23 protein-coding genes are annotated in these 26278 nt (G+C 67.6%); 6 read left to right on the top strand and 17 right to left on the bottom strand.

Annotated elements, in window-relative coordinates; all coding sequences use genetic code 11:
* Positions 1-50: 50 nt before the first annotated feature.
* Complete coding sequence (locus F3J10_RS04050; RefSeq protein ID WP_167241142.1) at positions 51-1463, top strand: MFS transporter; 1413 nt, start codon at positions 51-53, stop codon at positions 1461-1463.
* A gap of 95 nt (positions 1464-1558) precedes the next feature.
* Here the strand turns inward: F3J10_RS04050 and F3J10_RS04045 are convergent, their stop codons facing one another.
* Complete coding sequence (locus F3J10_RS04045; RefSeq protein ID WP_167241140.1) at positions 1559-1909, bottom strand: DUF4148 domain-containing protein; 351 nt, start codon at positions 1907-1909, stop codon at positions 1559-1561.
* A gap of 344 nt (positions 1910-2253) precedes the next feature.
* On the opposite strand from F3J10_RS04045, the gene F3J10_RS04040 reads away from it, so the two are divergent.
* Genes F3J10_RS04040 through F3J10_RS04030 form a run of 3 tightly spaced genes read left to right on the top strand, consistent with a single transcriptional unit; the run spans position 2254 to position 5995 of the window.
* On the top strand, positions 2254-2829 hold the full coding sequence (locus tag F3J10_RS04040; RefSeq protein WP_240155356.1) for a (2Fe-2S)-binding protein: 576 nt from the start codon (positions 2254-2256) through the stop codon (positions 2827-2829).
* Positions 2829-3821, top strand: a complete 993-nt coding sequence (locus F3J10_RS04035) for a xanthine dehydrogenase family protein subunit M (protein WP_167241135.1) — start codon at positions 2829-2831, stop codon at positions 3819-3821. Before F3J10_RS04040 ends, F3J10_RS04035 begins: the two co-directional genes overlap by 1 nt.
* The gene (locus tag F3J10_RS04030) at positions 3818-5995 is read left to right on the top strand and encodes a xanthine dehydrogenase family protein molybdopterin-binding subunit (protein WP_167241133.1); all 2178 of its coding nucleotides are present in this window, start codon (positions 3818-3820) and stop codon (positions 5993-5995) included. Before F3J10_RS04035 ends, F3J10_RS04030 begins: the two co-directional genes overlap by 4 nt.
* Before the next feature lie 140 nt (positions 5996-6135).
* Here F3J10_RS04030 and F3J10_RS04025 read toward each other — a convergent pair whose 3' ends face one another.
* Both F3J10_RS04025 and F3J10_RS04020 read right to left on the bottom strand, forming a co-directional pair.
* Positions 6136-7770: a tannase/feruloyl esterase family alpha/beta hydrolase gene (locus tag F3J10_RS04025; protein WP_167241131.1), complete on the bottom strand. Its 1635-nt coding sequence runs from the start codon at positions 7768-7770 to the stop codon at positions 6136-6138.
* A gap of 231 nt (positions 7771-8001) precedes the next feature.
* Complete coding sequence (locus F3J10_RS04020) at positions 8002-9048, bottom strand: aldehyde reductase (RefSeq protein ID WP_167241129.1); 1047 nt, start codon at positions 9046-9048, stop codon at positions 8002-8004.
* A gap of 385 nt (positions 9049-9433) precedes the next feature.
* Between F3J10_RS04020 and F3J10_RS04015 the strand changes: the two genes are divergently transcribed.
* Positions 9434-9769, top strand: coding sequence for a hypothetical protein (locus F3J10_RS04015; RefSeq protein ID WP_167241126.1), 336 nt, complete (start codon positions 9434-9436; stop codon positions 9767-9769).
* 94 nt (positions 9770-9863) lie between these two features.
* Here the strand turns inward: F3J10_RS04015 and F3J10_RS04010 are convergent, their stop codons facing one another.
* On the bottom strand, positions 9864-11690 hold the full coding sequence (locus F3J10_RS04010) for a 3'-5' exonuclease (RefSeq protein WP_205200142.1): 1827 nt from the start codon (positions 11688-11690) through the stop codon (positions 9864-9866).
* A 348-nt stretch (positions 11691-12038) separates the two neighbouring features.
* Positions 12039-12695 carry a hypothetical protein gene (locus F3J10_RS04005; protein WP_205200141.1) on the bottom strand — a complete coding sequence of 219 codons (657 nt, stop codon included), beginning with the start codon at positions 12693-12695 and terminating at the stop codon, positions 12039-12041.
* 215 nt (positions 12696-12910) lie between these two features.
* Between F3J10_RS04005 and F3J10_RS04000 the strand changes: the two genes are divergently transcribed.
* Positions 12911-13732, top strand: coding sequence for an oxidoreductase (locus F3J10_RS04000; protein WP_167241124.1), 822 nt, complete (start codon positions 12911-12913; stop codon positions 13730-13732).
* Between the two features lie 92 nt (positions 13733-13824).
* Here the strand turns inward: F3J10_RS04000 and proX (F3J10_RS03995) are convergent, their stop codons facing one another.
* From proX (F3J10_RS03995) to F3J10_RS03940, 12 genes are all read right to left on the bottom strand, one after another.
* Positions 13825-14856, bottom strand: a complete 1032-nt coding sequence (proX, locus tag F3J10_RS03995) for a glycine betaine/L-proline ABC transporter substrate-binding protein ProX (RefSeq protein WP_167241122.1) — start codon at positions 14854-14856, stop codon at positions 13825-13827.
* A gap of 94 nt (positions 14857-14950) precedes the next feature.
* Positions 14951-15478: an Lrp/AsnC family transcriptional regulator gene (locus F3J10_RS03990; protein ID WP_013690827.1), complete on the bottom strand. Its 528-nt coding sequence runs from the start codon at positions 15476-15478 to the stop codon at positions 14951-14953.
* A 138-nt stretch (positions 15479-15616) separates the two neighbouring features.
* Positions 15617-17011 (bottom strand): aspartate aminotransferase family protein, encoded by a 1395-nt coding sequence (locus F3J10_RS03985; protein ID WP_167241120.1) that lies wholly within the window; start codon positions 17009-17011, stop codon positions 15617-15619.
* Positions 17012-17033: 22 nt separating this feature from the next.
* Entirely contained in the window at positions 17034-18512 is a 1479-nt protein-coding gene (locus tag F3J10_RS03980; protein ID WP_167241118.1) for an NAD-dependent succinate-semialdehyde dehydrogenase, read from the bottom strand.
* A gap of 163 nt (positions 18513-18675) precedes the next feature.
* Positions 18676-19065, bottom strand: coding sequence for a carboxymuconolactone decarboxylase family protein (locus F3J10_RS03975; RefSeq protein ID WP_025097127.1), 390 nt, complete (start codon positions 19063-19065; stop codon positions 18676-18678).
* A 68-nt stretch (positions 19066-19133) separates the two neighbouring features.
* Complete coding sequence (gene proX / locus F3J10_RS03970) at positions 19134-20162, bottom strand: glycine betaine/L-proline ABC transporter substrate-binding protein ProX (RefSeq protein ID WP_167241116.1); 1029 nt, start codon at positions 20160-20162, stop codon at positions 19134-19136.
* A gap of 129 nt (positions 20163-20291) precedes the next feature.
* Positions 20292-21245 (bottom strand): proline/glycine betaine ABC transporter permease, encoded by a 954-nt coding sequence (locus F3J10_RS03965; RefSeq protein ID WP_167241114.1) that lies wholly within the window; start codon positions 21243-21245, stop codon positions 20292-20294.
* Positions 21238-22425: a glycine betaine/L-proline ABC transporter ATP-binding protein gene (locus F3J10_RS03960; RefSeq protein ID WP_025097124.1), complete on the bottom strand. Its 1188-nt coding sequence runs from the start codon at positions 22423-22425 to the stop codon at positions 21238-21240. The genes F3J10_RS03965 and F3J10_RS03960 overlap by 8 nt, the downstream gene beginning before the upstream one ends.
* Positions 22426-22430: 5 nt before the next feature.
* On the bottom strand, positions 22431-22799 hold the full coding sequence (locus F3J10_RS03955) for an NIPSNAP family protein (protein ID WP_025097123.1): 369 nt from the start codon (positions 22797-22799) through the stop codon (positions 22431-22433).
* A complete protein-coding gene (locus F3J10_RS03950) occupies positions 22796-23638 on the bottom strand; it encodes an alpha/beta hydrolase (RefSeq protein ID WP_167241112.1) in 843 nt (280 codons plus the stop codon). The genes F3J10_RS03955 and F3J10_RS03950 overlap by 4 nt, the downstream gene beginning before the upstream one ends.
* Positions 23639-23641: 3 nt before the next feature.
* A complete protein-coding gene (locus F3J10_RS03945) occupies positions 23642-24718 on the bottom strand; it encodes an LLM class flavin-dependent oxidoreductase (RefSeq protein WP_025097121.1) in 1077 nt (358 codons plus the stop codon).
* 31 nt (positions 24719-24749) lie between these two features.
* Positions 24750-26261, bottom strand: a complete 1512-nt coding sequence (locus F3J10_RS03940; RefSeq protein WP_025097120.1) for an aldehyde dehydrogenase — start codon at positions 26259-26261, stop codon at positions 24750-24752.
* Positions 26262-26278: the final 17 nt, after the last annotated feature.

Genomic DNA, 26278 nt, shown 5'->3' with positions numbered 1-26278 from the left:
AATGTCGACACTCAATCGAATCGTCGGCATCACCTCATTCAGGAGACGCCATGTACATGGAACAGGAGATCGCCGGCTCCGCGAGCCAGCGCGAGGCAAGCGTCTCGGCGCGGCTGGATCGCCTGCCGCCGACCCGCTACTTCCGCGGGCTGGTCGCGCGCATCGCGATCGGCGGCTGGTTCGAGTTCTACGAGATGTTCATGGCCGCCTACATCTCGCTCGGGCTGATCAAGGGCGGCATGTACCACGCCACCACCGAGGGCATCTTCGACGTCAACGGCTTCGCCAGCTTCCTCGGCTCCTTCTTTGCCGGCATGTTCGTCGGCACGGTCGCGCTGGGCGGCTTCACCGATCGCTTCGGGCGCCGCGCCGTGTTCACCGGCGCGATGCTGATCTACTCGGTCGCCACCTTCGCGGCCGCGTTCCAGGTCTCGCCCGAGGCGATGGATGCCTGGCGCTTCGTGGCGGGCCTGGGCATCGGCGTGCAGCTGATCACGGTCGACACCTACATCTCCGAGCTCACGCCGAACCATGCGCGCGGCAAGTACATGGCCTTCAGCATCCTGGTGATCCTGACCTCGGTGCCGACGGTCGCCCTGCTGTCCTACGTGCTGGTGCCGCATACGATCCTCGGGCTGGACGGCTGGCGCTGGGTGATGATCATCGGCTCGGCGGGCGCGCTGCTGATCTGGCTGATCCGTCGCGACCTGCCGGAATCGCCGCGCTGGCTCGAGTCCAGGCAGCGCGTGGCCGAGGCGCGCGCGATCGTCGACCGGATCGAGAGCCGGGTGGTGGCGGAAACCGGCCAGCCGCTCGCGGCGCCGAAGCTGGACGCCGCCGCGCCCGAGGAAGGCCAGGGATCCTGGTCGGAGATCTGGCAAAGGCCCTACCTGGGCCGCACCCTGATGCTGTCGCTGTTCAACTTCTGCCAGACCTTCGGCGTGTACGGCTTCGGCGCCTGGGTGCCGGTGCTGCTGTATTCGAAGGGCATCACCATCACGCATTCGCTGCTCTACACGATGGTGATCGCGATCACCACGCCGCTGGGCGCGATCGGGGCGATGGCCTGCGCGGAGCGCATCGAGCGCAAGTGGCAACTGGCGGCCTGCGCGGCGGTGGTGGCGGTGGCCGGCGTGATGTTCGGGATGGTGCGCGAACCGGCGCTGATACTGCTGTTCGGCAGCGCGGTGACGATCGCCAACAACTGGCTGATCGGCATCTTCCACACCTACCAGGCCGAGCTGTACCCGACCCGCATCCGCGCGCGGGCGGTGGGCTTCGTGTTCAGCTGGAGCCGGCTCAGCTCGATCTTCGTCGGCTTCTGGGTGGCGGCGCTGCTCAAGCACTATGGCGTGCCGACCGTGTTCGTGCTGATTTCCTCGGCCATGCTGGTGATCGTGGTGGCGGTCGGCGCATTCGGCCCGCGCAGCAACGGGATTCGGCTGGAGGAGCTGTCGCGCTGAGCGAGGTGGCCTGTCTTGCCGCCTGCTCGACGGATCGTGGCCAGGGTCGCCGCGCCGGACGAGCAGCGGCGGCGAACCCGGGTCAGCCGGCATGCTCACTGGCCGAAGTAGACGGGCTTCATGCCGTCGTTGTCCAGCGTGACGTGACGATGCGCGCGGCCCGACGCGGTGCTGCCGTCGGGGCTGCCGCCGTAGCCCTGGGCGGCGCCGGCCTGGGCCGCGGCGAGCTGCTGCCCCGCCACGCGCTGCTCGGCCGCGATCAGCGCCGACGGGTAGCTCACGTCCTCGCCGCGCGCCGCGTCGTAGCCGGCGGCATGCAGTTGCGCGAGTTCGGCCTGCACCTGGTCGCGCGTCACCTGATCGGCCTGGGCTTGCGTGCTGACGGTCGCGAAGGCAAAAGCGGCTGCGGAGGCGGCGGCGATACGGACGACGAGAAGCTTGTTCATGATGGACTCCAGTGGATCAGTTGGTTGAGTCCGCAACGTTCCTGGCGATGGCCGGCTCGCTGCGGTTTCGCGATCGCCTTGTCGATCGCGTGTATCCACTGTAGGGCCGCGGCGCATCGGCTTGAATGTCCGGGCCGCTCAAGAACATGCCCGTTCGTCTCAAGCCCGTTTCCCGCTACCTCGCCCGGATTCTTGAGCCACCTTGAATTGACTATCCAATCAGGACCGCTTATCGCCGCATCGCCTGCTTGCTAGACTGCCCCGCATCGTGCACGCGCGCTCCAGGAGACAGCAGAATGGCCGATAGCGATCGCCCCAGCCCCCGCCTTTCCCGTCGCGATTTCATGGGGGCGACAGCCGCCACCGCCACCCTCGCCGCCGTGCCGATGCAGGCCCGCTCGGACGACACGCCAACCGTCATGGATGCGCGAGCCGCCGAGCCCGGGCAATGCGTGAGCATCGAGCCCATCGTCAACGGCCGGCCCATCAAGGTCGAACTCGACATCCGCGCCTCCCTGCTCGACCTGCTGCGCGAACGCCTGCACCTGAGCGGCGCGAAGAAGGGTTGCGATCACGGACAATGCGGCGCCTGCACGGTGCACGTCGAGGGCCGGCGCGTGGCCGCCTGCCTGAGCATGGCGGTCAGGATGAACGGCCGCCGCGTGACCACCATCGAGGGCCTGTCGGACGGCGAGACGCTGCACCCGATGCAGCAGGCCTTCATCGACCATGACGCGCTGCAATGCGGCTACTGCACGCCGGGGCAGATCATGGCCGCGGTGGCCTGCGTGCGCGAAGGCCACGCGCTGTCGCGCGAGAGCATCCGCGAATACATGAGCGGCAACCTCTGCCGCTGCGGCGCCTACGTGGGCATCGTCGCCGCCATCGAGGCGGTGGTCGCCCAGGGAGGGACGGTCTGATGCGTACCTTCGGCTATACGCGGCCCGACAGCGTGCCCGCCGCGATCCAGGCCTTCGCCGCGGCGGGGCCCGGCGCCCGCTACCTCGGCGGCGGCACCACGCTCTACGACCTGATGAAGCTCGACGTCGAGCATCCCCGGCACCTGATCGACATCACCGCGATTGCCGGCATCGACGCGGTGGAAGCCGGCGGGCAAGGCCTGCGGATCGGCGCGCTGGCCACCATGAGCGAGGTGGCCGCGCATCCCGTCGTGCTGCGCGACTATCCCGTGCTGGCCGAATCGCTGGAGCGCGCCGCCTCGCAGCAGTTGCGCAACATGGCGACGGTGGGCGGCAACCTGCTGCAGCGCACGCGCTGCCCGTATTTCCGCAACGGCGCGCTCTACCCCTGCAACAAGCGCGTGCCCGGCAGCGGCTGCGCGGCGATCGGCGGCCTCGATCGCAGCCACGCCGTGCTCGGCACCAGCGAGTCCTGCATCGCCGTCTATCCCGGCGATTGGGCGGTCGCGCTGGCCGCGCTCGATGCGAGCATCGAGGTGGCGGGCGCGGCCCGGGCTCGCCGCATTCCGCTGCTCGCGCTGCATCGCCTGCCGGGAAGCACGCCGCATCTCGAGCATGTGCTGGAGCCCGGCGAGATGATCGTGGCGATCCACGTGCCCGCCACGCCGGCCGCGCGCGCCTCGACGTATCACAAGATCCGCGATCGCGAGAGCTACGCCTTCGCGCTGGTTTCCGCGGCGATCGCGCTGGAACTGCGCGACGGCGTGGTGCGCGAGGCGCGGATCGCGCTGGGCGGCGTCGCCACCAAGCCATGGCGCGCCGGCCGCGCCGAGCGCTCGCTGCTGGGCCGCCCGCTCGATGCCGGGAGCGCGCTCGCGGCGGGCCGCCTGGCCTTCGCCGAGGCGCGCCCCGGCACGCACAACGGCTTCAAGATCGAGCTCGGCGCGCGGGCCGTCGCCGACGCGCTCGAGATCGCCGGGAGCCGCGCATGAGCCTGCCTCCGCTTCCCGATCGCGCGCGCGTCGATGCCCGCGACAAGGTGCTGGGCCGCGCGCGCTACGCGGCCGACGTGCCGATCCCCGGCCTGCTGCATGCCATGACGGTGCCCTCGACGATCGCGCGCGGCCGCCTGCTCGGCCTCGACATCGAGGCGGCCATGCGGGTGCCGGGCGTGCTGCGCGTGCTGACGTCGGCCGACTTCGCGAACGTGCCGCCGCTGGCGCCGAGCATCTCGCAAGGCGGCTACGGCTTCCAGAGCGTGCAGCCGATGGCGGGCGAGCGGATCGCCTATCGCGGCCAGGCCGTGGCGCTGGTGGTGGCGCAAACGCTGGAGGCGGCGATCGAGGCCGCCCAGCTGGTCGAGCCGCGCTACGCGGCCGAGCCCTTCGCCGCGACGCTCGACCAGCCGGGCGCCACGCCCGAGCCGCTGGCCAGCCGCGGCGTGAGCGCCGGCGATGCGCAGGCGGCGCTCGCGCAGGCCGCGCATCGCGTCGAGGTCGAGTACCGCTTGCCGGCCCAGCACCACAATCCGATCGAGATGATCTCCACCACGGCCAGCTTCGAGGACGGCCGCCTGGTGATCCACGAGGGATCGCAGAACACCGCGGCCATCAAGTTCGGCCTGGCCGCCGCCCTGCAACTCGACCCGGAGCGCATCCATGTCGCCAGCCCCTACACGGGTGGTGGTTTCGGGCAGAAGAACTCGCTGCAGAGCCAGACGGTGCTGGTGGCGCGCGCCGCGATCCTGCTGGGCCGGCCGGTCAAGCTGGTGATGCCGCGCGCGCAACTGTTCCATACCGCCAGCTTCCGGCCCGAGAGCCGCCATCACGTCACGCTCGGCGCGGGCGCGGACGGCACGCTGCGCGCCGCTCGATACGAGGTGGCCTCGCAGGCCTCGCGCGCCGACAGCTACACCGGCGGCCATCACGAGATGCCCTCGCGGCTCTACGAGATGGCCTACCTGGGCACGGAGAGCGTGATCCACGTCGACACGCAGTCGCCCGGCGCGATGCGCGCGCCGACCGAACATCCGGCCTCGGTGGCCTTCGAATGCGCGGTCGACGAGATGGCCTACCGGCTCGGCCAGGATCCGCTCGCCTTCCGCCTGGCCAACCAGGCCAGGCACGATCCCGTGTCGGGCCAGCCGTTTTCCTCGCGCTTCCTGGAACAGTGCCTGCGCGAGGGTGCCGAGCACTTCGGCTGGGATCGACGCAGCGCGGCGCCGCGTTCGATGCGCGCGGACGACGGCACGCAGATCGGCTGGGGCGTGGCCTGCGGCGCCTACAAGGCCGCCACCACGCCGACCCTGGCGAAGCTGCGCATCAGCGCGAGCGGCGCCACGCGCTTCGCCGTCGCCGGCCACGAGCTGGGCCAGGGCATGCGCAGCGCGATCACGGCGGCCCTGGTGGAGGAACTCGATTGCGATGCTGCCAGGGTCGAGGTGCTGATCGGCGATACCGACCAGGCGCGCCAGCATCTCACCGCCGGCTCCTGGGGCACCGCCAGCGTGATCCCCGCGGTCCGGCACGCGGTCGAGCAGATGCGGGCCAGGGTCGACGAACTGCTGGCCGGCCGCCGCGTCGACGGCAACCTGCATCGACGCATCGCCGCCGTGCGGCGGCCCTTTCTCGAAGTCGAGGTGCAGGGCCTCGGGCCCGGGCAGACGGCGGCCGCCTACACCCGCTTCCTGGAGGGGCGCGTCGCGGCCACCGGCCCGGTCTATCCCGGCTTCACCAGCTTCAGCTGGATCGCCCACTTCGTCGAGGTTCGCGTCGAGCCGCGCACGCGCCGCGTGCGCGTGCCGCGCGTGGTCAGCGTGGCCGATTGCGGCCGCGTGATGAGCCCGCGCACGGCGGCCAGCCAGGTGCGCGGCGGCGTGGTCTGGGCGATCGGCGCCTCGCTGCGCGAGATCGGCGAAGTGGACGTGCGCTTCGGCGGCGCGCTCAACAACGACCTGGCCGAGTACCTGGTGCCGGTCAATGCCGATATCGGCTCGATCGAGGTGTCCTTCATCGACCAGCCCGACCCGCTGCTCAACGATGCCGGCGTGAAGGGGCTCGGCGAGGTGGCGATGGTGGGCGCCGCGGCGGCCATCAACAATGCGGTCTATCACGCCACCGGCACGCGCGTGCGCCGCATGCCGATCCGCGTCGAGGATCTGCTGTGAGCGTGCTTGGCGAGGCCGGGCGATATCCCGTGGAGGCCGCCGGCCAAGCTGTGCAAGCCGAACTTCGCGCCGTCATGGATGCTTGGTGCGGCAGCGCCTGCTCCGCAAGGCGTTGCCGTTCACGCCGCCGCTAAAAGCGTTCACTGCAGGCGCGGCCCCGCCACGCACTGGTAGCTGGCCGCCGCGTTGCGATCCCCCGTGCCGCGATACCGCGGATAAGCCGGATAAACGCACACGGGCCGTTCGAACGCGACGCCCGCGGCCGGATCGTCGTTGACATACTTGGTCGCGACAAAGCCGTCCGGCGCGACGCCGCCCTCCACCCACGCGCGCAAGCCGGCCACCACGTCGCGGCTCGCATCGCCGCGCAGCGGCGGCACCGCCCCGCCGATCGTGTTGGCGCCGGGGCCGCCGCCGCAATGATCCATGCCCGGCACCATCACCACGCGGAAGAACGGCGTGGTCGCGTCGATCCCGCCCTGTCGTGCCGCCACTTGCTCGAAATACTCGATCGGCAAGGTCTGTGCATTGAGCGAATCGACCCAGCCCTGGGTCATGATCAGCTTGCCGCCGCGCGCGGCGAACGCGGACAGGTCCGGGTTCGTCGAATTGATTTTCGGCGTGAGCATCGCGTCCACCCGCGCCGCGTCCTGGCCGAAATCGAAGCGGGTCCAGTCCCAGTTCGGATCGCCGAACACGGTATTGGCCAGCAGCGGCTGGGCGTAAGCGCCGATCAGCGCGCCCTGGATCGAGGCCCAGCGCCGTTCGCTGCCGAACGCGAAGCCGGGGTAGATCTCGCTGCCGTCGACGGTATTGCGCACCGGCGAGTAGAGGCGTTGCGCCTGCCGGACCTGCGCGGCGCTCAGGCAGCTCGCCGGATCCTGGCCGGCGGCGCATTGCAGACGCGTGACGTCGAAGCTGCAGGCGAGCGGATTGGCGAGGAAGCCGTCGCCGGCGGCCTGGCTGCCGCCGCATTGATTCAGCACGGCATCGTTGAGCAACGCCATCGCAGCCGGCGTCAGCGTCGCCTCGGGCTGTGTGCTCGGCAGCAGCCCGCCCCACAGGAAACTCTCCATCAAGTGGCTGTAGCCCATGCCGGGCGAGCCCGCATGAATGCCGTCGTAGTCGTCGGGATAGAACTCGGCCTCGGCCATCGCCTCGTTGCCGCCGGTCGAACAGCCTTCGAAATAGGCGTGCTGCGCGCCCTGCCCGTAGAAGGCGTGGACGATCGCCTTGGCCGAGACCGTCATCAGGTGCACCGAGGTCCGTCCCCAGTCACGCAGTTGCACGGGATCGACCGCCCAGCCGAGCACCTGCCCGATCGCGCCCGACGCGCCGCCGAGGTGGCCCGTGTCGGTATTCGCCGCCGCGTAGCCGTTCGCGATCGCGGACATCAGGCCGCCATAGACGATCGCGCCGCCGAATCCGCCCGAGCCCGTGCCGAGCAGGCGCCCGTTCCAGTTCGCGGCCGGCAGCCAGACCTCGATGCCGACATGCTCGCCCGGCTCGCTGCCGACGGTGGCGACGACGCGGCAGAACGCGGCGGCAGCCTTGCCCGCGCTGCCGGTGATCGGCTGCAGGTCGGCGCCCGCCGCGACGAACTGCGTTTGCTGCACGGTGGTGTCGGTGAAGCGCGTGGCGGCCAGGTTCGCGCAGCCTTGCGCGTCGGGGGACGTGGCGACTTCGTCGCTCGAACAACCACCGGCGGCCAGGACCATCGCGGCGAGCACCGACGCGAGCCGGATCGTTCGCGATGCGAAATATTGGAATGTCATCCCTCGTCTCCAGATTGGACTTGTGATCTGTCAGGCGAGCATCACGGGGACGACGCGGCGCCGGCCGCGTGGAAGAGAAATGCATCGGCGCACCGCGCTCGCTGCCCTTGTCTGACGAGAAGCAAGCCTAGAGGCGATGCGCCGATCCAACAATTGAAATGATTTTATTGCAGCGATTACGGATGGTGATGCTTGGCTCGCGCGATTGCCGCCGCAAAGGCGGCCTCGCCCTCAGCCCGTGCTGGTCGAATCGCGCAGCAGCCCGAGCCGCACCAGGCTCTCGGCGGTCGCGACGATCGCCTCCTCGCGCGAGCGCGGCGCCCAGCCCAGCAGGCGCCGGGCCTTGTCGGCGCTGGCGTTCATGTCGACGCCGAGCTGCGGCAACAGGATCCGCATCGAGGGATTGGCGAGCGCGATCAGGCGCATCAGCCAGTTGGGCAGCACGCGGGTCGGCACCCGGCGCGCATCCGCCCCCATGCGATCGCGCAGGACGCGGGCGAGCTCGTCCATCCACATGCTTTCGCCGGCGATCGCCAGGAAGCGCTCGCCCTTGGCGGCGGGATGCGTCATGGCGAGCAGGTGCAGGTCCGCCAGGTCGCGCACGTCGACATAACCCGAGTTGATCCTCGGGCATCCCGGCTGGCCGTTCATCAGGCTGGTGACGATGCGGATCGAATGCGAGTAGTCGGGGCCCAGCGCCGGGCCGAGCACGGCGGTGGGATTGACGGCCGCGAGTTCGAGGCCGCCCCCTTCCCTGGCGATGAAATCCCAGGCGGCGCGTTCCGCGAGCGTCTTCGACTTCTGGTACGGCGCGATCGGGCTGGACAGGTCGCTCCAGTCGGCCTCGGTGAAGGGACGGGGATGATCCGGCGCGTGCCCGACGCCGACCGCGCCGAACGCGGAGGTCAGCACCACGCGCGCGACGCCGGCCTCGCGCGCGGCACGCAGCACGCGCAGATTGCCGTCCACGGCGGGCCGGATCCACGCCGCTTCGTCCACCTGGTCGCCCGACGGGGTCGGCGAGGCGCCGTGGAGCACGTAGCGGCAGCCGGCGGCGGCCTCGGCCCAGCCGCGGTCGTCGCCCAGGTCAGCGGCGACGAAGGTGAGGCGCTCGCCCGGCTCGGCGCCGCCGGTCCTGAGATTGGCCCGCACCTCGGCTTCCCGCCCTGGCGAGCGAACCGTGGTCCGCACTCGATAGCCGCATTTGAGCAGCGCCAGGATGCAGTGCTGGGCGATGAAGCCGGTGCCGCCCGTGACCAGTACCCACTCGTTGTTCATGTCGATTTCCTGAAGGCCGCCCGGCGGCCGATGGTGGTCGCAGCCCGGGCGGTGCCGCGGGCTGGGACAAGGAAACGCGAGATTACGGATGAGTCGCCGAGCCGGGAATGCTCGAACGTGCGCTTTACTTGCGCGATCGGACGAGTTGTAAGCCAGGCAATTTTTTCGGATGCATCAGACGAGGATGCTTATGAGAATCCGCTCACATCCAGGGCTGAGGTGCTTGTATTTCCACCGGCACATGCGCCAACCAAACCGGCTTCATCGCGCGAACCATGATTTTTATTCAGTTGGCCAGTGCCGAATCAAGCTTTCAATTTCCTTGAAATTCGAGCGATGATCACGGAAAATCACACGCACAATAATCATGCTCCGGGGAACCTTCGTGTTTCAAAAAATCGTGCTGGCCAGCAGTGCCATTCTTGCCATATCGGATGCGTCTGCCCATCGTCCGCGCATCATCGACTGCCAGACTTACGCTCATATCGCAGTTCGAGCGGCGTCGGATCGAAACAGTGGCATGTCGCTCGACACGTCGCTCCTTCGCCTGAAGGAAGCATATCGGTTCGACGCATATTTCCCAATGTATTTCGAACTGACTCGCGACGTGTACACGCAACAAGATCTCCAGGGCGTCGCGCCGGAAATCATCGCAAAGTCCGCAGAATTCGCCTGCCTCGATCACAATCGGGAAGAGCGGCGCACACGCGAGCAGGATTGATTCGGGAACTATTCGTTTTCGGCCAGCCGCGACGACCTCGCGACCCAAAGCGTCAGTTCCCGGCATCAGTCAATCTGTATCGGCATGCCGATCATCATGTGAGCGCGGGTGGAGTGCCGGGAAATAGTCGTTTCATGAACAAGGAATCCCCGCTGCCCGTTATCAAGAGATGGTGGGTAGAGCGAGTAGCCGCGATATAGAATAGCCGCGCCTCCTGCTCCAGTTCGTCCTGCGCCACCGACAGAGCTCCCACGCCCGGGATCGCGACAAAAGGATATTCCAGGCCCTTGCTGGCATGCATGGTGAGAACGGTCACCATGTCGGCCGTGGGTGAGTATGACTTCTTGTTCTGCTGCTGCCACTGGTGAGGAATCCTGGCGTGAGTCAACGCCTCGACGCAAGCTTGGCCCACCCACTTGCTTCGATACACGACAGCCATGTCCTGCCACGCCACACCTTGTTGGTGCGCCTGCGCCAAGCGTCGAGCAATTTCCCGTGCTTCGTCCCGAAGCGATGGAAGCTTGATCAACACTGGCTGAGGGCCTTCCCGCCCGCAACTGACGGGGCGGATCAGCGGTACGCCGTCGTCGTCGGTTGCCTTCGGATCGAGAATGTCCTTCGCGATCAGCGCCGCCAACTCGAGAATCTGCCGCGTATTGCGGTAATTGATTTTCAGAATCGTTGTGCGTCCCTGAGCCTGCACACCCACACTCTTGAAGCTGAAGCCGCGATGGCTGGCCCGGTTGAAGATCGACTGCGCATCGTCGTACAACACCAGCAGACGATTGCTATCCGGCGACACCATCTGCACCACGAGCTTGAACCAGGCCGGCTCGAAGTCGTGTCCTTCGTCGATGAGGACCGCACCATACTGCGCCGCCGGGATGTGGCCGCGATCAACGCATTCGATGACACGCTGAACCAGCGCCGGGAAAAAATCGGCGCCCTGTTCTGCGGGGAGAGACTGGTGATACGTGACCAACTGGTTACGGCACCAGCCATGAAAACTGCGGGCATCTACCTTCCCGTTCAATCCCTTCGCATCCATCCAGCTTTTCAGCCGTCTGGACAGCGGCTCACTAAAGCAGAGGATCAGGATAGGTTTTTCCGAAAGACTCGCCAGATACTCGGCCCGATATCCGAGAATCATCGTCTTGCCTGAGCCTGCAACGCCATGGATCACGCGATGACCATCTCCCAGGCTCCGTGCGAGCTGCTCCTGCTGGAGGTCCATCACCGCCATGATGTCCGGTAATTCGGGTTCGCTCTCGAACAGCGCCTGCTGCTGGGACGTGATGCGAACCTCGGGAAACAGGATCCAGCGAATCCGATCGATCTGTGGCAGGGTCAGTTTTTCCGGGAACTGGTACTTGAACATCCGCCACAACCGCTGCTGAAAATGTTCCGCGTCGACTGCTTCGGTCATTTCGTCGGAACAGATCACCAGACCTGGCTCAATCGCACCATCGAGGCCGCCGTCCATGAACTGTTTGCGAGTCATGTTCGACAACACCACCCCATATGCCCAGGGAAATCGCAGTTTCCCTTGATGAAGATGTCCGGTGGGATGGATAAGCTGCGGGTCCCGCTGGAGTTCGTCGATGATTTCCAGTGTGTATGCCCTGGCCTGACCAAGCGGGTTGACCACCGCCTTCGGACCGTGCTCCCCCGTGATCAGCCACTGGCTGGGATCGGCCTTCACGATAATGGCCGGTCGCCAGTCCTTTACCTCTAGAACCAGCAACCCACGCTGAGGATGCAACACCACAAAATCCGGATAGGACTGCATGGACGCGACACGTACGTCATACCAGATCAAATAATCCGCTTCCAATTTCTGTTCAAGCCGCTCGGCAAATCGCCGTTCCCCAGCTTGCATTTTTCCCACGCACGAAGAAAGCGCCGGGACGATGGTGGCCATATTTTTAATAAGTGGATTTATCGGAGTGCCGTGAATCTACCACATCCCGAACCAGGATAGCCCATGAATATATGGCTTCCATTTCTTACGACAACCATATCGATGTCATCGACAATCGATCACAAAATAAAGATATTCGTCTCGATTGAATATATCGATATGCAATCGACGAATCACCACGCCCCTCGCGATCCAGCATCTTCTCTTGAAGATGCAGAGCGCGTTTTTATCGAAAGACGGTCCTGGTATGTTCAGACGGCGCACATCACCCCGCCTTGCTTGCCAACGTCATGAGCGGCTTATATGTAACCATCGCTGCAGTCATTTTCCTCGCCAAGCCTCGACCCGCTACGCAGTGGTGTTCATTCCCGCCAGCCCCATCGCCATTGCCCGCAGCAAACCTCGAAGACGCGGGCCGAAATCGAGCGCGACATGGCCCCACCTCGGCACCTCTTCATAGAGTCTGGCAAGCGACGGCGTGGGATGCGAGACCTGCCAGAAGCCGGCGGCCAGCATCAGCGTGGCCGCCAGCAGGCCCTGCACCTGCTCCGCCGCCATCACACTGGCTGCGGCCAACGCGTCAACGATGCTGTCGTGGGCCGCGAAGGCATGGGTCTTATAGCGACGTGCACGCTCCATATCCACGTCGCCTTCCAAGCTCAACGTCACATGCGTGAGCAGATCACAGAAAACCGGAAGGGAAATGACGGTGTCGACTACCACATCGGCCACCTCGACAGGCGCCAGGCCGGTACGCGATCCAAGCGTGTACGCGATCGCATCCCGCCATCGTGCCCAGCCACGCTCGGCCAATTCGAGCAGCAGTTCCTCCCGGTTGGCGTAATAACGTCGGACGCCGGTTCTATGCAGGCCCACACGCTCGGTCACGGCGCCGACGGTCACGAAACGTACACCGCCAAGCTCCAGCGCCAGGGACTCGGCCGCATCGAGCAGGTCCTCGGAGCGTTGCAGTTTGTCTTCGCTTGATCTGGCTCTCTCTTTCATGGGCCGAAGTTTAACGCACCCCGACGTGCGTTACACCCACGGCTATGCTAACCTCCCCACTTAACGCATCATGATGTGCGTTATTTGAATACCCCTGCAGGCTGCATCCAGTCAGGCTCGCGCCAGCTTCCGCACCCGGAATCGGAGCTGCGCGAACCGCGCGCTCGCCCTGCCGGTCGCCTCGTGCCCCAGCAACCACCACCGGAACCACCCACATGACTACTGGAATTCAACCCGTTGCCCTGATTACCGGCGCCTCTTCCGGCATGGGCAAGGATTTCGCGCTGCGCCTGCTGGCCGAGGGCTACATCGTTTATGGAGCTGCGCGGCGCGTGGAGAAAATGCGGGATCTCGAAGCCGCCGGCGGTTTCGCGCTGGCAATGGACGTCACGGACGACGCGACGATGGTGGCAGGTATCGAGCGAATCATCCGCGAACAAGGTCGGATCGACGTGCTGATCAACAATGCCGGATACGGGCAGATGGGCGCCCTGGAAGACGTGCCCCTCGATGCGGCCCGACGCCAGATCGAAGTGAACTTGATGGGCGTCGCGCGTCTGGTGCAGCTCAGTCTGCCCCATATGCGCGCGCGCAAATTCGGCAAGATCCTCAATATCTCGTCGATCGGCGGAAAGTGCGCATTCCCGATGGCAGGCTGGTATCACGCCTCCAAGTTCGCGCTGGAAGGCTATTCCGACGCACTGAGAATGGAGGTTCGCAAGTTCGGCATCGATGTGGTCGTGATCGAGCCAGCCGGCACCGATAGCGAATGGTTTCCGGTCGCGATCGCCGAACTCGAGCGGTATTCCTCGAAGGGCGCGTATGGCAGCTTCGTGGAGGCAATCCGGAATTCACCGTCATGGAAGCGGAAGATGTCGGCGCCCAAGGTGATCACCGATCTCGTCGTCAAAGCGCTCAAGGCGAGTTCGCCGCGCCCTCGCTATCATGGGGCGAGCGGTTCCGGGATGATCCTGTTCCTCCGGCGCGTCCTGTCCGACCGCCTGTACGATCGCCTCATCCTGAGCCAGTACAAGTAGTTCATCCACACCAAGACTCGAATCGACGGAAAGCACCAGCCGACGAACCCATTCGGCCGGCGCCTCCGTCACGAACCTGTCACACCCCCACCTCAACGCCCCTTGCTCGCCGCCACCACCCACTGATCGAAGGTCGCCTTGTTCGCGGCGATCCACTGGTCCGCCAGCGTCGTGACGATCGCCGACGATCCATGCGCCTGGCTGATCGCCAGCTCCCAGTTCGACCAGGTCGACGAGGGAAAATGGATCTGCTCGACCAGCGCGCGCACCGGCGCATTCGCGGCGATGAAGCCCTTGTTGGCCACCGCGCTGTAGTTCCACGAGGCCATCGCCATCCGGCACGGATTCGCCCCGCCCGCGCAGCCCGGCACGTCCTTCACCAGCGCCGAGCCCGCGTTCGGCACGTTCGGCGGCAGCGCGTCGGCCGGCGTGGGCAGCCACACCACGTCCTTGCCCGGCACCAGCTCGCTGGTGGTCCAGGACGGGCTCCAGGCATAGAAGAAGGCCGGCTCGCCGCCCTTGATGCGCGACACCACGTCGGCCATCAACGCCTCGTACTTGCCGGTGACCGGCTTGACAGTCTGCCGGAGCCCGAACTTGTCGAGCTGGTAGTTCACCACGTCGCCGCAACTCCAGCCGGGATCGCAGCTGATCAGTTGCGCCTTGCCGTCGTTGCCGAACAGCGCGGCGATCTTCGGGTCCTTCATCTGCTCGAGGCTGGTGATGTTGTGCGCGAGCGCCGTCTTGCGGTCGATCAGGTAGCCGTTGATGCCGCCGCCGTCGATCTGCCCGCGGCCCACCTGCACGGCGCGATCCTGCACCGCGCGGAAATCCGGGTCGCTCTGCGGGAAGTTGACGTCGGTTTCCAGGTCGACGTCGCCCTGCGCGACGGCCTGGAAGAACAGCACGGTGCCCATGGTCTTGAGCTTGACCTCGTAGCCCATCGCCTTGAGCGCCTTGATGGTGATCTGCACCGACACGTAGTTGGCGCCGAGGCCGTCGGTCTGCGCATAGTTGATGGTCTTGCCGGCGCCCGGCAGGTCGGCGGCGGATGCCGTCGCGCCGCCGGTAGCGAACATCGCGACGCACGCCAGGGCGGCCAGCGCCGGTTTCAGTCTGTTCATGATCGATCTCCATGCCTGTCTGGATAGGGTGTGCTGCATGCCGGCACGCCAGGCGCGCCGGTCTGTTCTTGTATTCCACTTGCCGAGAACCGCCTCAGCGGGCCGACAGGTTCGCGTCGGACGCCCAGGACGGCAAACCATCCACCTTGGTCTTGACCACCTTCGTCACCACGTAGGTGAAGTACCGCTCGATGCCGAGCTGCGCGCCGAGCAGGCCGTCGATGAACTGCTGGTAATGCTCGATGTCGCGCGACAGCACCTGCATGACATAGTCCACGCCGCCGCCGGTGGCCAGGCACTCGACGATCTCCGGCGCCGCCGCGACCCGCTCCTCGAAGCGCCGCATGTCCTGCGCGGTGTGCCGCGCGAGCGTCACCTCCACCACCACGCGGCTGCCGGTGAACGCGCCGGCCCAATCCACTTCCGCGCGATAGCCACGGATCAGCCCTTGCGCCTCCAGGCGCTTGACGCGCTCCCAGGCCGGCGAGATCGACAGGTTCACCTCCTGCGCGAGCCGCGATTTGGTGATGCGCCCCTCGGTCGAGAGGATCCGCAGGATCGCGATGTCGTAACGATCGAGCTTGATCCGCCCCGCCCCGGCGCCTGCCTGTTCAGCCTTCATGGTCTCCCCCTATCCTCGACTGGAGGACCTACCTTAGGGGATGCCAAAAAACCGTGCTTCCTCCGAAACGAGGAAAGCGGGCCGCGGCACTCCGTCGTTCGCTAGCAGCGCCGCCCGGCTCTCGTGCGTTCCGCGGGTTTACCTGGCGCCGGCCGCGACGCGATCCGCAACCTGGTCGACCGCCTGCTTCACCCGCGCGACGATCTCGTCGGCCTCGGCGCGCGTCATCACCAGCGGCGGCGCGAAACCGAGGATGTCGCCGTGCGGCATGGCGCGTGCGATCACGCCGCGTTCGAGCGCGGCCGCCGACACCTGCGCGCCGATCTTCAAGGCCGGATCGAAGGGCTGGCGCGCGTCCTTGTCGGCCATGAATTCGAGCGCGGCCAGCATGCCCACGCTGCGCACCTCGCCCACCAGCGGATGCGCGCCGAACTGCTCGCGCAGGCGCTCGCCGAAATAGGCGCCGACCTCGGCCGCGTTGCCGTCCAGGTTCTCGCGCTCCAGGATGTCGAGGTTGGCCAGCGCGGCCGCCGCGCAGACGGGATGCCCCGAATAGGTCCAGCCGTGCCCCATCGGGCCATGCTCGCGCGAGCCGCGCGCGATCACCTCCCACACGCGCTCGCCGACGATCACGCCCGACAGCGGCGCATAGGCGCTGGTCAGCCCCTTGGCGACGGTCACCAGGTCCGGCTCGATGCCGTAATGCTGGGCCCCCATCCTCGAACCGAGCCGGCCGAAGCCGCAGACCACCTCGTCGGAGATCAGCAGGATGTCGTGGCGGCGCAGCACCTGCTGGATGGCGTCCCAGTAGCCGGCCGGCGGCGCGATGATGCCGCCGGTGCCCATCACCGGCTCGGCGATGAAGGCCGCGATCGTATCCGCCCCCTCGCGCGCGATCAGCTTCTCCAGTTCCTCGACGCAATACGCGACGAATTGCGGCTCGCTCATGCCGGCCGGCGCCTTGCGATACCAATGCGGGCAGATCGTATGCCTGACGCGATCGATCGGCAGGTCGAAATGCTGGTGGAAGCTCGGCAGGCCGGTGAGGCTGCCGGTCACGATGCCCGAGCCGTGATAACCGCGCTCGCGCGAGATGATCTTCTTCTTGTTCGGCCGCCCCAGCACGTTGTTGTAGTACCAGACGATCTTGACCTGGGTTTCGTTGGCGTCCGAGCCGGACATGCCGTAATACACCTTCTTCATGCCCGCCGGCGACCACGCGATGATGCGCGACGAGAGCTCGATGATCGCGTCGGAGGAATGGCCGACATAGGTGTGGTAATAGGCCAGCGCCTTCGCCTGGGCATGCATCGCGTCGGCCACCTCGGTGCGCCCGTAGCCGATGTTCACGCAATAGAGCCCGGCGAACGCGTCGATATACTCGCGCCCCTGGTGGTCCTCGATGCGGATGCCCTTGCCGCCGCGGATGATCTTGCCCGGCAGGGCGCCGGAAGCATGGTCGTAGGCATGGGTCGACGGGTGCATGAAATGTTCGCGGTCCTGGTCGAACAGCGTGTCGAGCGGCTGAGTCATGGAATCTCCTGTTGTGCTTGCGTCAGGCCATCGGCGTCACGGGCAGGCCGAGATCGCCGAGGCAGAAGTACTTGGTTTCGGTGAACGGCTCGAAGCCCTCGCTGCCGCCCTCGCGGCCGAGCCCCGAAGCCTTCATGCCGCCGAACGGCACCGGCGCGCCGGTGAAGCTCGAACCGTTCACCGAGATCATCGCGAAATCGAGCCGGCGCACCAGCTGGAAGATCAGGTCGGCGCGCGTCGCGCACACGTAGGCGGCCAGGCCGTATTCGGTATCGTTGGCCGCCGCGACCACCTCGTCCAAGGTGTCGAAGGCGCTGACGGCCGAGATCGGCGCGAAGTTCTCCTCGTCGACCACGCGCATGCCGGGCCGCGCGTCGGCGATCACGGTGGGCTCGAAGAACCAGCCGCCCAGCGCATGCGCGCCGCCGCCGGCCAGGATGCGCGCGCCCTGCTCGCGCGCATCGGCCACGCGCGCGGCGGTGGCATCGAAGGCGGCCTGGTGCATCAGCGGCCCGATCTGCACGCCAGGCTCGAACGCCGGGCCCACCTTCAAGCCCCGCACGACGGCGGCATAAAGTTCGAGGAAGGCCTCGTAGAGCGGCCGCGCCACGTAGATGCGGTTGGCGGCGCAACAGTCCTGGCCGGAGGTCTGGAACTTCGCCTCGACCGCCACGGCCACCGCCCGTTCGAGATCGGCGCAGGCGGTGACGACGAAGGGCGCGTTGCCGCCCAGCTCCAGCGCCACCTTCTTGATGCCGGCCCCGGCGACGGCCTGCATCACCAGCTTGCCGACGCGCGTCGAGCCGGTGAAGCTGACCGCGCGCACGCGCGTGTCGGCCACCAGCGTCTCCATCGCCATCTGCGGCTCGCCGAGCACCACATTGAACACGCCGGGCGGGAAGCCCGCTTCCTCGGCGAAGTGGGCCAGCGCGAGCGCGGAGAACGGCGTCTCGTGCGCGGGCTTGACCACCACGCTGCAGCCGATCGCCATCGCCGCGGCGGCCTTGCGGGTGATCATCGCCATCGGGAAGTTCCAGGGCGTGATGAGCGCGGCCACGCCGACCGGCTCGGCGATCGTGCCCAGCTGGGCACCGTCGATATGGGAGGCGATGGTGCGCCCTGCCGGGCGCCTGGCCTCGTTGGCGAACCACTCGATGAAGCTCGCGCCGTAGCGCAGCTCGCCCCGGGCCTGCGCCAAGGGCTTGCCCTGTTCGAGCGACAGCAGGGCCGCGAGATCGTCGAGATGGCGCAGCAGCAGCGCGTGCCAGCGCAGCAGCAAGGCGCTGCGCCGCGCCTGGGGTACCCAGCGCCAGCTTTCGTGGGCGCGTTGCGCGGCATCCACCGCCGCCACGATCTGCGCCCGATCGAGCATCGGCACCTGGCCGATCACCGATCGGTCGGCGGGATTGCGCACCTCGAGCGTCGCGCCGCTGTCGCTCGACAGCCAGCGGCCGTCGACATGGCACAACGAGCGGATCGGGACGGGATGTCCGGTAAGCATGGCATCGACTCCAGAAGGAACGGTATGGCCATTACTATGTCCCGGCGGGCTGCCCGAAACTTTTGGTTCCGGGGCGCCCGGCTTGCGGTTTTTTCTGCTTGTCGGGCGGCGCGCGGAAAGAACCCGAACCCGCGCCGCCCTGCCCGATTCAGCCCCAACCGATTCAGCCCAGCGCGCCCTCGCTCAGCAGCACCTCGTGCGCCGCCTTGAAGGCACCGAGGCCGTGAGGAATCCCGGAATACGCCGTCGCGTGCAGCAGGGCCGCCTTGATCTCCTCGACGCTCACGCCGTTGTTCAAGGCGCCCTTCACATGCAGCTTGAGTTCGTTGGTATGGCCGGCCACGGTCAGCAGCGCGATCTGCATCAGGCTGCGGGTGCGGCGATCCAGGGTCTCGTCGCCCCAGGCCCATCCCCAGGCCCAGGTGGTAGTCGCGCGCTGGAACGCCATCATGAAATCGTCGGCCTTCGCCATCGAGGCATCCACATACTCGGCACCCAGCACCTCGCGGCGGATCGGCAGGCCCTTGCGGAACAGCGCGTCGTCTTCGTTCATCTCCATTCTCCTTTCGTCGGGCGAAAAAAAAGCGCACGGCTCGCCGTGCGCCCGGTCGAAGCCATGCCTTACTTCGCCTGGCTGGCCACCGTGATCCATTGATCGAGTTGCGCCTTGTTGCCGGCCATCCAGTCGCCGGCGAGCTGCGTGATCAGCGCCTGGCTGCCGCCTTTCTTGCTGATCGCGTATTCCCAGGCGGACCAGGTGGTCGAGGGGAACTTGATCTGCTCGATCAGCGAGCGGATCGCCGGATTGGCCGCGATGAAGCCGCGGTTGCCCACGGCGCCCCAGTTCCAGGACGCCATCGCCATCCGGCAGGGGTCCGCGTCGCCGGCGCAGCCCTTCACGCCGCTCACCAGCGGCGAGCCGCTATTGGGCATGTTGGGCGGCAGGGCCGCTTCCGGCGTCGGCAGCCACACCACGTCCTTGCCCGGCACCAGGCTGCTGACGGTCCAGGACGGGCTCCAGGCATAGAAGAAGGCCGGCTTGCCCTGCTTGATGCGCGCCACCGTGTCGACCATCAGCGCCTCGTACTTGCCGCGCACCGCGCGCACCGTGTCCTGCAGGCCGAACTTCTTGAGCTGGAAGTCGACCACGTCGCCGCAGCTCCAGCCCGGATCGCAACTGATCAGTTGCGCCTTGCCGTCCGAGCCGAACAGCGCGGCCAGCTTCGGGTCCTTGAGCTGGGCGAGATTGGTGATCTTGTAGGCGTCGGCGGTCTTCTTGTCGATCAGGTAGCCGTTGATGCCGCCGCCCACGATCATGCCGGTGCCGACGATCTGCGCGTCCTTCTCGACCGCGCGAAACGCCAGCTCGCGCTGCGGGAAGTTCACGTCGGTGGCGAGGTCCTCGTCGCCCTGCGCCACCGCCTGGAAGAACAAGGTGGTGTTCATGGTGGTCAGCTTGACCTCGTAGCCGAGCCGCTTCATGGCCGCCATCACGATCTGGGTGGCGACGTAGTTGCCGCCGAAACTGTCGCCCTGCGAATACTGGATCGTCCTGCCCTTGCCGGGCATGTCCTGCGCGAACGCCGGCACGCCTGCCATCATCACCGCCGCGAGCGCTGCCGCGCCGCATGCTGCCGCCAACCTCTTCATCGAGCTACTCCTGCGTGTGGATACGATCGTCCATGGACGATGCTTGCTGGGAATCGATCCGGCGCCATGCCGGCGACCGGGAACACGGCGCGGCCGCCCCGCGCGGCCGCGCGCCTGCGCTGCATGACTTCAGAGCGCCTGCTTGGGATCGCTGCGCTCGGGCAGGGTCGGCGCCGCGGCCTCGCCGCGCCCGCCGCCGCGTACCAGCCGCGCCAGCACCGAGCGCAGCGAACCGCCCGCGCCGGGCTGCGAACGCGCCAGCTTCTGCGTCACGCGGTCGAGCATCATGGCCAGCAGCACGATCGCCACGCCGCCGATCGCGGCCTGCCCCACGTCGAGCCGGCCCAGGCCCTGCAGCACCACCAGGCCGAGCCCCTCGGCGCCGATCATCGAGATCACCACCGACATCACCATCGCGGTCAGCACGGTCTGGTTCAGGCCGCCGAGGATGGTCGGCACGGCCAGCGGCAACTGCACCTCCCAGAGCAACTGGCGGCGATCCGCGCCGAACGCGAGGCCGGCCTCGACCAGCTCGTGGTCGACCATGCGGATGCCGAGATTGGTGAAGCGGATCAGCGGCGGCATCGCGGCCGTCACCACCGCCACCTCGCCCGACACGGTGCCCACCCCGAACAGCATCACCACCGGCACCAGGTACACGAAGGTGGGCGTGGTCTGCATGATGTCGAGGATCGGCTGCACCACGCGCCAGACCCGCTCGCTGCGCGCGCAGGCGATGCCGACCGGGATCCCGATCACCGCGCAGAAGGCGATCGCGGTGACGATCAGCGCGAGCGTGGTCATCGCGTCCGACCAGACGCCGAGCACCGCGATGGCCAGCAGCCCGAGCAGGGTGAAGGCGCCGATCGCGCGGCCCGCGAAGCGCCAGGCCAGCAGCGCGCAGACCAGGCAGAACAGCGGGAACGGCACCGCGTGCAGGGCGTCGATATTGGCCTCGAGCAGCTTCTGGATCGGCCACTTGACGGCCAGGAACAGCGGCCGCAGGTGCAGCGCGATCCACTGCACGGCGGCCTGGATCCACTGCGCGATCGGGAATACCGCCAGATCGTCGGCTTTAAGCATGATGAGCTCCGTTGACGCTGCCCGCGCCGATGCGTGCGAGGACCTGCCCCGCTTCCAGCCGGCCGACCAGCCGGCCCGATTCGTCGAGTACGCCGAGCGCGCGCGCCGTGCCGAAATGGCCGGCCACGTCGATCAGGCGCGCATGGCCCGGCACGCAGGCGAACGCGCCGTCCAGCGGCGGCAGCGCGGCGCCGTCGCGCAAGGCCTGCAGTTGCGTGTCGCCCACCGCGCCGAGCATGCCCAGCACGCGCGCCTCGCCGTCCACCACGAAGGCCGGCCCCGGCCCCGCGCAGCCGAGCACGGTCCAGCCCTCGCGGCGCACCAGCGGCGCGAGCGGCGTCATCGAGGCTTCGGCGTTGAACAGGCGCGAACGATCGACCTCGCGCGTGAAGGCGGCCACGTAGTCGCTGCCGGGCGCGGTCACGATCGACTGCGGCGTGCCCTCGCGCACCAGCTTGCCCTCCGACATGATGGCGATGCGCGTGCCCAGCTTCAGTGCTTCCTGGAAGTCGTGCGTGATGAACAGGATGGTCTTGTTGAGGCTGCGCTGCAGGCGCAGCAGCTCGTCCTGCATCTCGGTGCGGATCAGCGGATCGAGCGCGCTGAAGGCCTCGTCCATGATCAGGATGTCGGCGTCGGTGGCCAGCGCGCGCGCCAGGCCCACCCGCTGGCGCATCCCGCCGCTCAGCTCGTGCGGCATCTTGCTGGCCCAGCGCGCCAGGCCCACCACCTCCAGCACCTGCTCGGCGCGCTTGCGGCGCGTCGTGCCGTCCACGCCGCGCAGCTTCAGGCCGAACTCGACGTTCTCGATCACGCGCCGGTTCGGCAGCAGGGCGAAATGCTGGAACACCATCGAGATGCGCTTGCGGCGCACCTCGCGCAGCTCGCGCTCGCCCAGCGCGCAGAGGTCGACGTCGTCGAGCAGGATGCGCCCGGCGCTGGGCTCGTTGAGCCGGTTCACGCAGCGCGCCAGGGTCGACTTGCCGGAGCCGGACAGGCCCATGATCATGTACATCGCGCCGGCCGGCACGCTCAGCGACACGTCGTCGAGGCCCACCACCTGGCCGGTGTCGCGCAGCACGTCGGCCTTGCTCGCGCCCTGGCGCAGCATGCCGAGCGCGCGCTCGGGGCGATCGGAGAACACCTTGTACAGATGCTCGATTTTCAGGCGTTCAGTCATCAAGCTCACTCCTTCGGTGGAACGGGCCGGGCACCCGGCTCGGCCTGCCCGGTCGGCAGTTGTTGCAGCGGCGAAAACGCGGTCGGCACCAGGATCCGGTTCTCGGCCTGCTCGATCAGCTCGGACAGGCGCGGAATGAAGGCCTGCCAGCGCGGGTCGGCGGCGAGCCGCTGGCGGCGCAGGCGGCGGTCCTCCAGGTCGGCATAGCCCCACCAGTGCACCACCTGGGACAGGCAGCCGATCTCGGTGGTGAAATACCCGAGCAGGTTGCCCAGCGCCGGCTGCTGCATCGGCAGCGCCTCCTCGGCCACCAGCTTCAGGAAGCGTCCCATCGCGCCGTTGCGGATCCGGTAGATGCGCTCCTCGACGATCATCGGGCCGCCTCCCCGCTGTCAATCAGGAACTCCCGCATCAGCGCGGCCACCTGCTCGGGCGCCTCGTTGAGCAGCGAGTGGCGCAGCCTGGGCAGGATCGCCAGCCGCGAATCCGGAATCCGTTCATGCATGTAGCGTGCCATCCGCGGGTTCGAGCCGGCATCGCACTCGCCGGTCGCGATCAGGGTCGGCATCGCGATCTGGTCGATCAGGCCGCCGAAATCGGTCTGCGCCAGCACCCGGTAGGCCGCCGCGTAGCAGTCCGGATCGTTCTGCGCGTTGCGCCGGCGCAGTTCGTCCACCAGCGCCGGGTGCCGCGCCTGGAAATCCTCGCTCAGCCAGCGCGACAGCGAGGCGTCGTAATGCGCGCCGCGCTCGCCCGCCTGCAGGGCGGCCAGCCGCTCGGCCACGCGCGCGCGCTCCTCGGCGGTGCGCCCGGCCACGGTGGCCAGCAGCATGAGCCGGCGCAGCCGCGCCGGATGCGTCAGCGCGAGCCGCTGCGCGATCAGGCCGCCCAGCGAGAAGCCGGCCAGGTCGAAGCGGGCGAAGCCGGCGTGATCGGCCAGCGCCAGCACGTCGCCGACGAAATCGTCGATCTCGTAGCGCCCCTTCACGCGCTCGGAGCGGCCGTGGCCGCGCAGGTCGAAGCTGAGCACGCGAAAGCCGCTGCCCAGCGCGTTGATGGCGCCCTGCCAGGCCTCGAGATAGGAGCCCACGCCGTGGATGCAGACCAGCTCGCGCGGCCCCTCGCCCTGCAGGCGATAGGCCAGGCGCACGCCGTCGACGTCCAGGCTGCCCTCGATCGCGTCGGGCGGCGCCTCGGGAAGTGCGTCGCGCATGGCTCAGGCTCCCGCCGCCGCGGCCTGGCGCTCGCGCTCGCGCGCGGCGAAGTGCGGCATGATCTCGTCGATGAACAGGCGCAGCGTCTTCATCTGCAGCTCGAAGGGCAGGTTGAACGACAGGCCCAGGCAATACTGGTCGACGCCCTCGTCCTCGTAGATCTGCAGCTTGCGGATCACCTCGTCGGGCGTGCCGAACATCAGGTTGTCGCGCACCGCGGCGGGATCGTAGTTGGCGCGGTTGGCCACGGTCTCGAAGGGCACCGCCTCCGGGAAGCCGTTGTGCACGGTGCCGATGTTCTGCATCAGGTTCTCGAAGTAGCGGCCGTAGTCGACGCTATGGCGCACCGCGGTCTGCCAGTCCTCCTCGCGATCGTAGACGCAGGTGCGCCGCTGCATCATGAAGCGCGGGCGCGGATGCTCGGGATGGTCGGCCACCGCCTTGCGGAATTTCGCGCCGAGCACGGCCACCTCGGAAGGCGGCGCCGACAGCGGCGTGGACAGGATGTTGGCGCCGATGCCGACCGCCCAGTCGAAGCTGCCGGGGTCGCGCGTGGCCACCCAGATCGGCGGATGCGGCTGCTGCAGCGGCTTGGGCACCGAGGTGGCGAGCGGGAAGCGCCAGTAATGGCCGTCGTGCTCGTAGTCGCCTTCCCACAGCCGCTTGACGGCCGGCACCAGCTCCTTCATGTAGGCCACGCCTTCCTGCTGGGGAATGCCGCCGGCCATCCGGTCGAACTCGTATTGGTAGGCGCCGCGCGCGATGCCGAACTCGAGCCGGCCGTTGCTCAGGTGATCGCACATGGCGGCCTCGCCGGCCAGCCGGATCGGCGACCAGTAAGGCGCCACCAGGGTGGCGGTACCGAGCCGGATGCGCTCGGTGTGCTGGGCCAGCCAGGTCAGCACCGTGAACGGGTTCGGCGAGATGGTGCATTCGATGGTGTGGTGCTCGGCGGTCCACAGCGTCTCGAAGCCGCCTTCGTCGGCCACGCGCGCGAGCGCCAGCAGCCGGTCGCGCGCCTCGGTCATCGACGCCTCGGGGGAGAACCGCTCCATGCTCAGTGATACGGCGAATTTCATAGATGCCTCGTGTCGGATGGAAACGCGCGTTTCAACGCAGACGAATGACGAACGGGTCCTGCATCGCGCCCGAGTAGTCGAGCACCACGTTCTTGAGCCGCGAGAACTCGCGCATCACCTCGAAGCCGCCGCGCCGGCCGTAGCCGCTGTGCTTGAGGCCGCCGTTCGAGGACATGTAGGCGGCCGAGCGGTAGGTGTTGATCCAGACCGTGCCGGCGTCGATGTCGCGCGCGAAGCGCATCGCGCGGTCGATGTCGCGGGTCCAGATGCCGGAGGCCAGGCCGTATTCGGTGTCGTTGGCCAGCGCCATCAGCTCGGCCTCGTCGTGGAACGGCACCACGCCCACCACCGGCCCGAAGATCTCCTCCTGCATGAAGCGCATCGAATTGGTGGCCTGGGTCATCACGGTCGGCTCGAAGTACCAGCCCTCGGCCAGCGCGCCCGTGTTCGGGCGGCGCCCGCCGGCGGCGATCCGCGCGCCCTCCTCCACGCCCGAGGCCACGTAGCGCTGCACCTTGTCGAGCTGGGTGGCCAGCGCGAGCGGCCCGATATCGGTGTCCTCGTGCATCGGATGGCCCACGCGCACGCGCCGGGTGCGCTCCACCAGGGCCTCGACGAAGCGCTCGTAGACCGAGGCCTCGACGAAGCAGCGCGAGCCGGCCACGCAGGTCTGGCCCGCCGCGGCGAAGATGCCCGACACCACGCCGTTCACGGCGCGCTCGATCTCCACGTCGCCGAACACCACGTGGGGGGACTTCCCGCCCAGCTCCATCTGGCAGGGCACCAGGTTCTGCGCGGCATTGCCGGCGATCTTGCGGCCCGTCACGGTGCTGCCGGTGAACACGTACTTGGCGACGCCGGGATGGCGCGTGAGCGCCTCGCCGGTGGTGGCGCCGTCGCCGGTCACCACGTTGAACACGCCGGGCGGAATGCCCGCCTCGATGGCCAGCTCGGCCAGCGCCAGCGAGGAGGCGGTGGCGTGCTCGGAGGGCTTGACCACCACCGTGTTGCCGATCGCCAGGCACGGCGCGAGCGTGCCGGTCAGCATCATCAGCGGCGAATTCCACGGGATGATCATGCCGACCACGCCGATCGGCTCGCGCAGGTTGAAGTTCAGCATGTCGAGCTTGTTGACGGGGATCGTGTCGCCCTGCAGCTTGTCCGCCATGCCGGCGAAATACAGATAGGAATCCGGAATGGCACGCATCTGCGCGCGCATCTCCTTGAGCAGCTTGCCGTTGTCGCGGCATTCGAGCAGGGCCAGCGCGTCGGCGTTCTCGAGCACCAGCTCGCCCAGGCGGCGCACCAGCTTGCCGCGCTCGGTCTGGGTCATGCGCCGCCAGGCGGGGTTCTTCAGCGCGGCCTGGGCCGAACGCACGGCCGCGTCGACGTCGGCCGCGTTCGACTGCGCGAACTCGTACCAGGGCGTCGAGGTGGTGGGGTCAAAGCTCGGGGCGTAGCTGCCGCTGGCCGGCTCGACGAAGCGGCCGTCGATGAAATTGCCGATGCGGGCATGCTGCAGGGTTTCGACTGTGGTCTTCATGAAATGTCCTTGGTCAT

Origin of the sequence: Burkholderia sp. Cy-637, assembly GCF_011753175.1 — a bacterium.
Lineage (GTDB): Bacteria > Pseudomonadota > Gammaproteobacteria > Burkholderiales > Burkholderiaceae > Burkholderia > Burkholderia gladioli.
This window is presented reverse-complemented; position numbering and strand designations above follow the sequence as displayed.

Bases quoted from the DNA above. Each gene is read 5' to 3' on its own strand.
- F3J10_RS04025 (WP_167241131.1), bottom strand. From the start codon at position 7,770: ATGACATTCCAATATTTCGCATCGCGAACGATCCGGCTCGCGTCGGTG.
- proX (WP_167241122.1), bottom strand. From the start codon at position 14,856: ATGAACAGACTGAAACCGGCGCTGGCCGCCCTGGCGTGCGTCGCGATG.
- F3J10_RS04045 (WP_167241140.1), bottom strand. From the start codon at position 1,909: ATGAACAAGCTTCTCGTCGTCCGTATCGCCGCCGCCTCCGCAGCCGCT.
- F3J10_RS04010 (WP_205200142.1), bottom strand. From the start codon at position 11,690: ATGGCCACCATCGTCCCGGCGCTTTCTTCGTGCGTGGGAAAAATGCAA.
- F3J10_RS03965 (WP_167241114.1), bottom strand. From the start codon at position 21,245: ATGCTTAAAGCCGACGATCTGGCGGTATTCCCGATCGCGCAGTGGATC.
- F3J10_RS04040 (WP_240155356.1), top strand. From the start codon at position 2,254: ATGGGGGCGACAGCCGCCACCGCCACCCTCGCCGCCGTGCCGATGCAG.
- F3J10_RS04050 (WP_167241142.1), top strand. From the start codon at position 51: ATGTACATGGAACAGGAGATCGCCGGCTCCGCGAGCCAGCGCGAGGCA.
- F3J10_RS03960 (WP_025097124.1), bottom strand. From the start codon at position 22,425: ATGACTGAACGCCTGAAAATCGAGCATCTGTACAAGGTGTTCTCCGAT.
- F3J10_RS03945 (WP_025097121.1), bottom strand. From the start codon at position 24,718: ATGAAATTCGCCGTATCACTGAGCATGGAGCGGTTCTCCCCCGAGGCG.
- F3J10_RS04005 (WP_205200141.1), bottom strand. From the start codon at position 12,695: ATGAAAGAGAGAGCCAGATCAAGCGAAGACAAACTGCAACGCTCCGAG.
- F3J10_RS04030 (WP_167241133.1), top strand. From the start codon at position 3,818: ATGAGCCTGCCTCCGCTTCCCGATCGCGCGCGCGTCGATGCCCGCGAC.
- F3J10_RS04000 (WP_167241124.1), top strand. From the start codon at position 12,911: ATGACTACTGGAATTCAACCCGTTGCCCTGATTACCGGCGCCTCTTCC.
- F3J10_RS03975 (WP_025097127.1), bottom strand. From the start codon at position 19,065: ATGAACGAAGACGACGCGCTGTTCCGCAAGGGCCTGCCGATCCGCCGC.
- F3J10_RS04035 (WP_167241135.1), top strand. From the start codon at position 2,829: ATGCGTACCTTCGGCTATACGCGGCCCGACAGCGTGCCCGCCGCGATC.
- F3J10_RS03985 (WP_167241120.1), bottom strand. From the start codon at position 17,011: ATGACTCAGCCGCTCGACACGCTGTTCGACCAGGACCGCGAACATTTC.
- proX (WP_167241116.1), bottom strand. From the start codon at position 20,162: ATGAAGAGGTTGGCGGCAGCATGCGGCGCGGCAGCGCTCGCGGCGGTG.
- F3J10_RS04020 (WP_167241129.1), bottom strand. From the start codon at position 9,048: ATGAACAACGAGTGGGTACTGGTCACGGGCGGCACCGGCTTCATCGCC.
- F3J10_RS03950 (WP_167241112.1), bottom strand. From the start codon at position 23,638: ATGCGCGACGCACTTCCCGAGGCGCCGCCCGACGCGATCGAGGGCAGC.
- F3J10_RS03940 (WP_025097120.1), bottom strand. From the start codon at position 26,261: ATGAAGACCACAGTCGAAACCCTGCAGCATGCCCGCATCGGCAATTTC.
- F3J10_RS03955 (WP_025097123.1), bottom strand. From the start codon at position 22,799: ATGATCGTCGAGGAGCGCATCTACCGGATCCGCAACGGCGCGATGGGA.
- F3J10_RS03990 (WP_013690827.1), bottom strand. From the start codon at position 15,478: ATGAAGGCTGAACAGGCAGGCGCCGGGGCGGGGCGGATCAAGCTCGAT.
- F3J10_RS03980 (WP_167241118.1), bottom strand. From the start codon at position 18,512: ATGCTTACCGGACATCCCGTCCCGATCCGCTCGTTGTGCCATGTCGAC.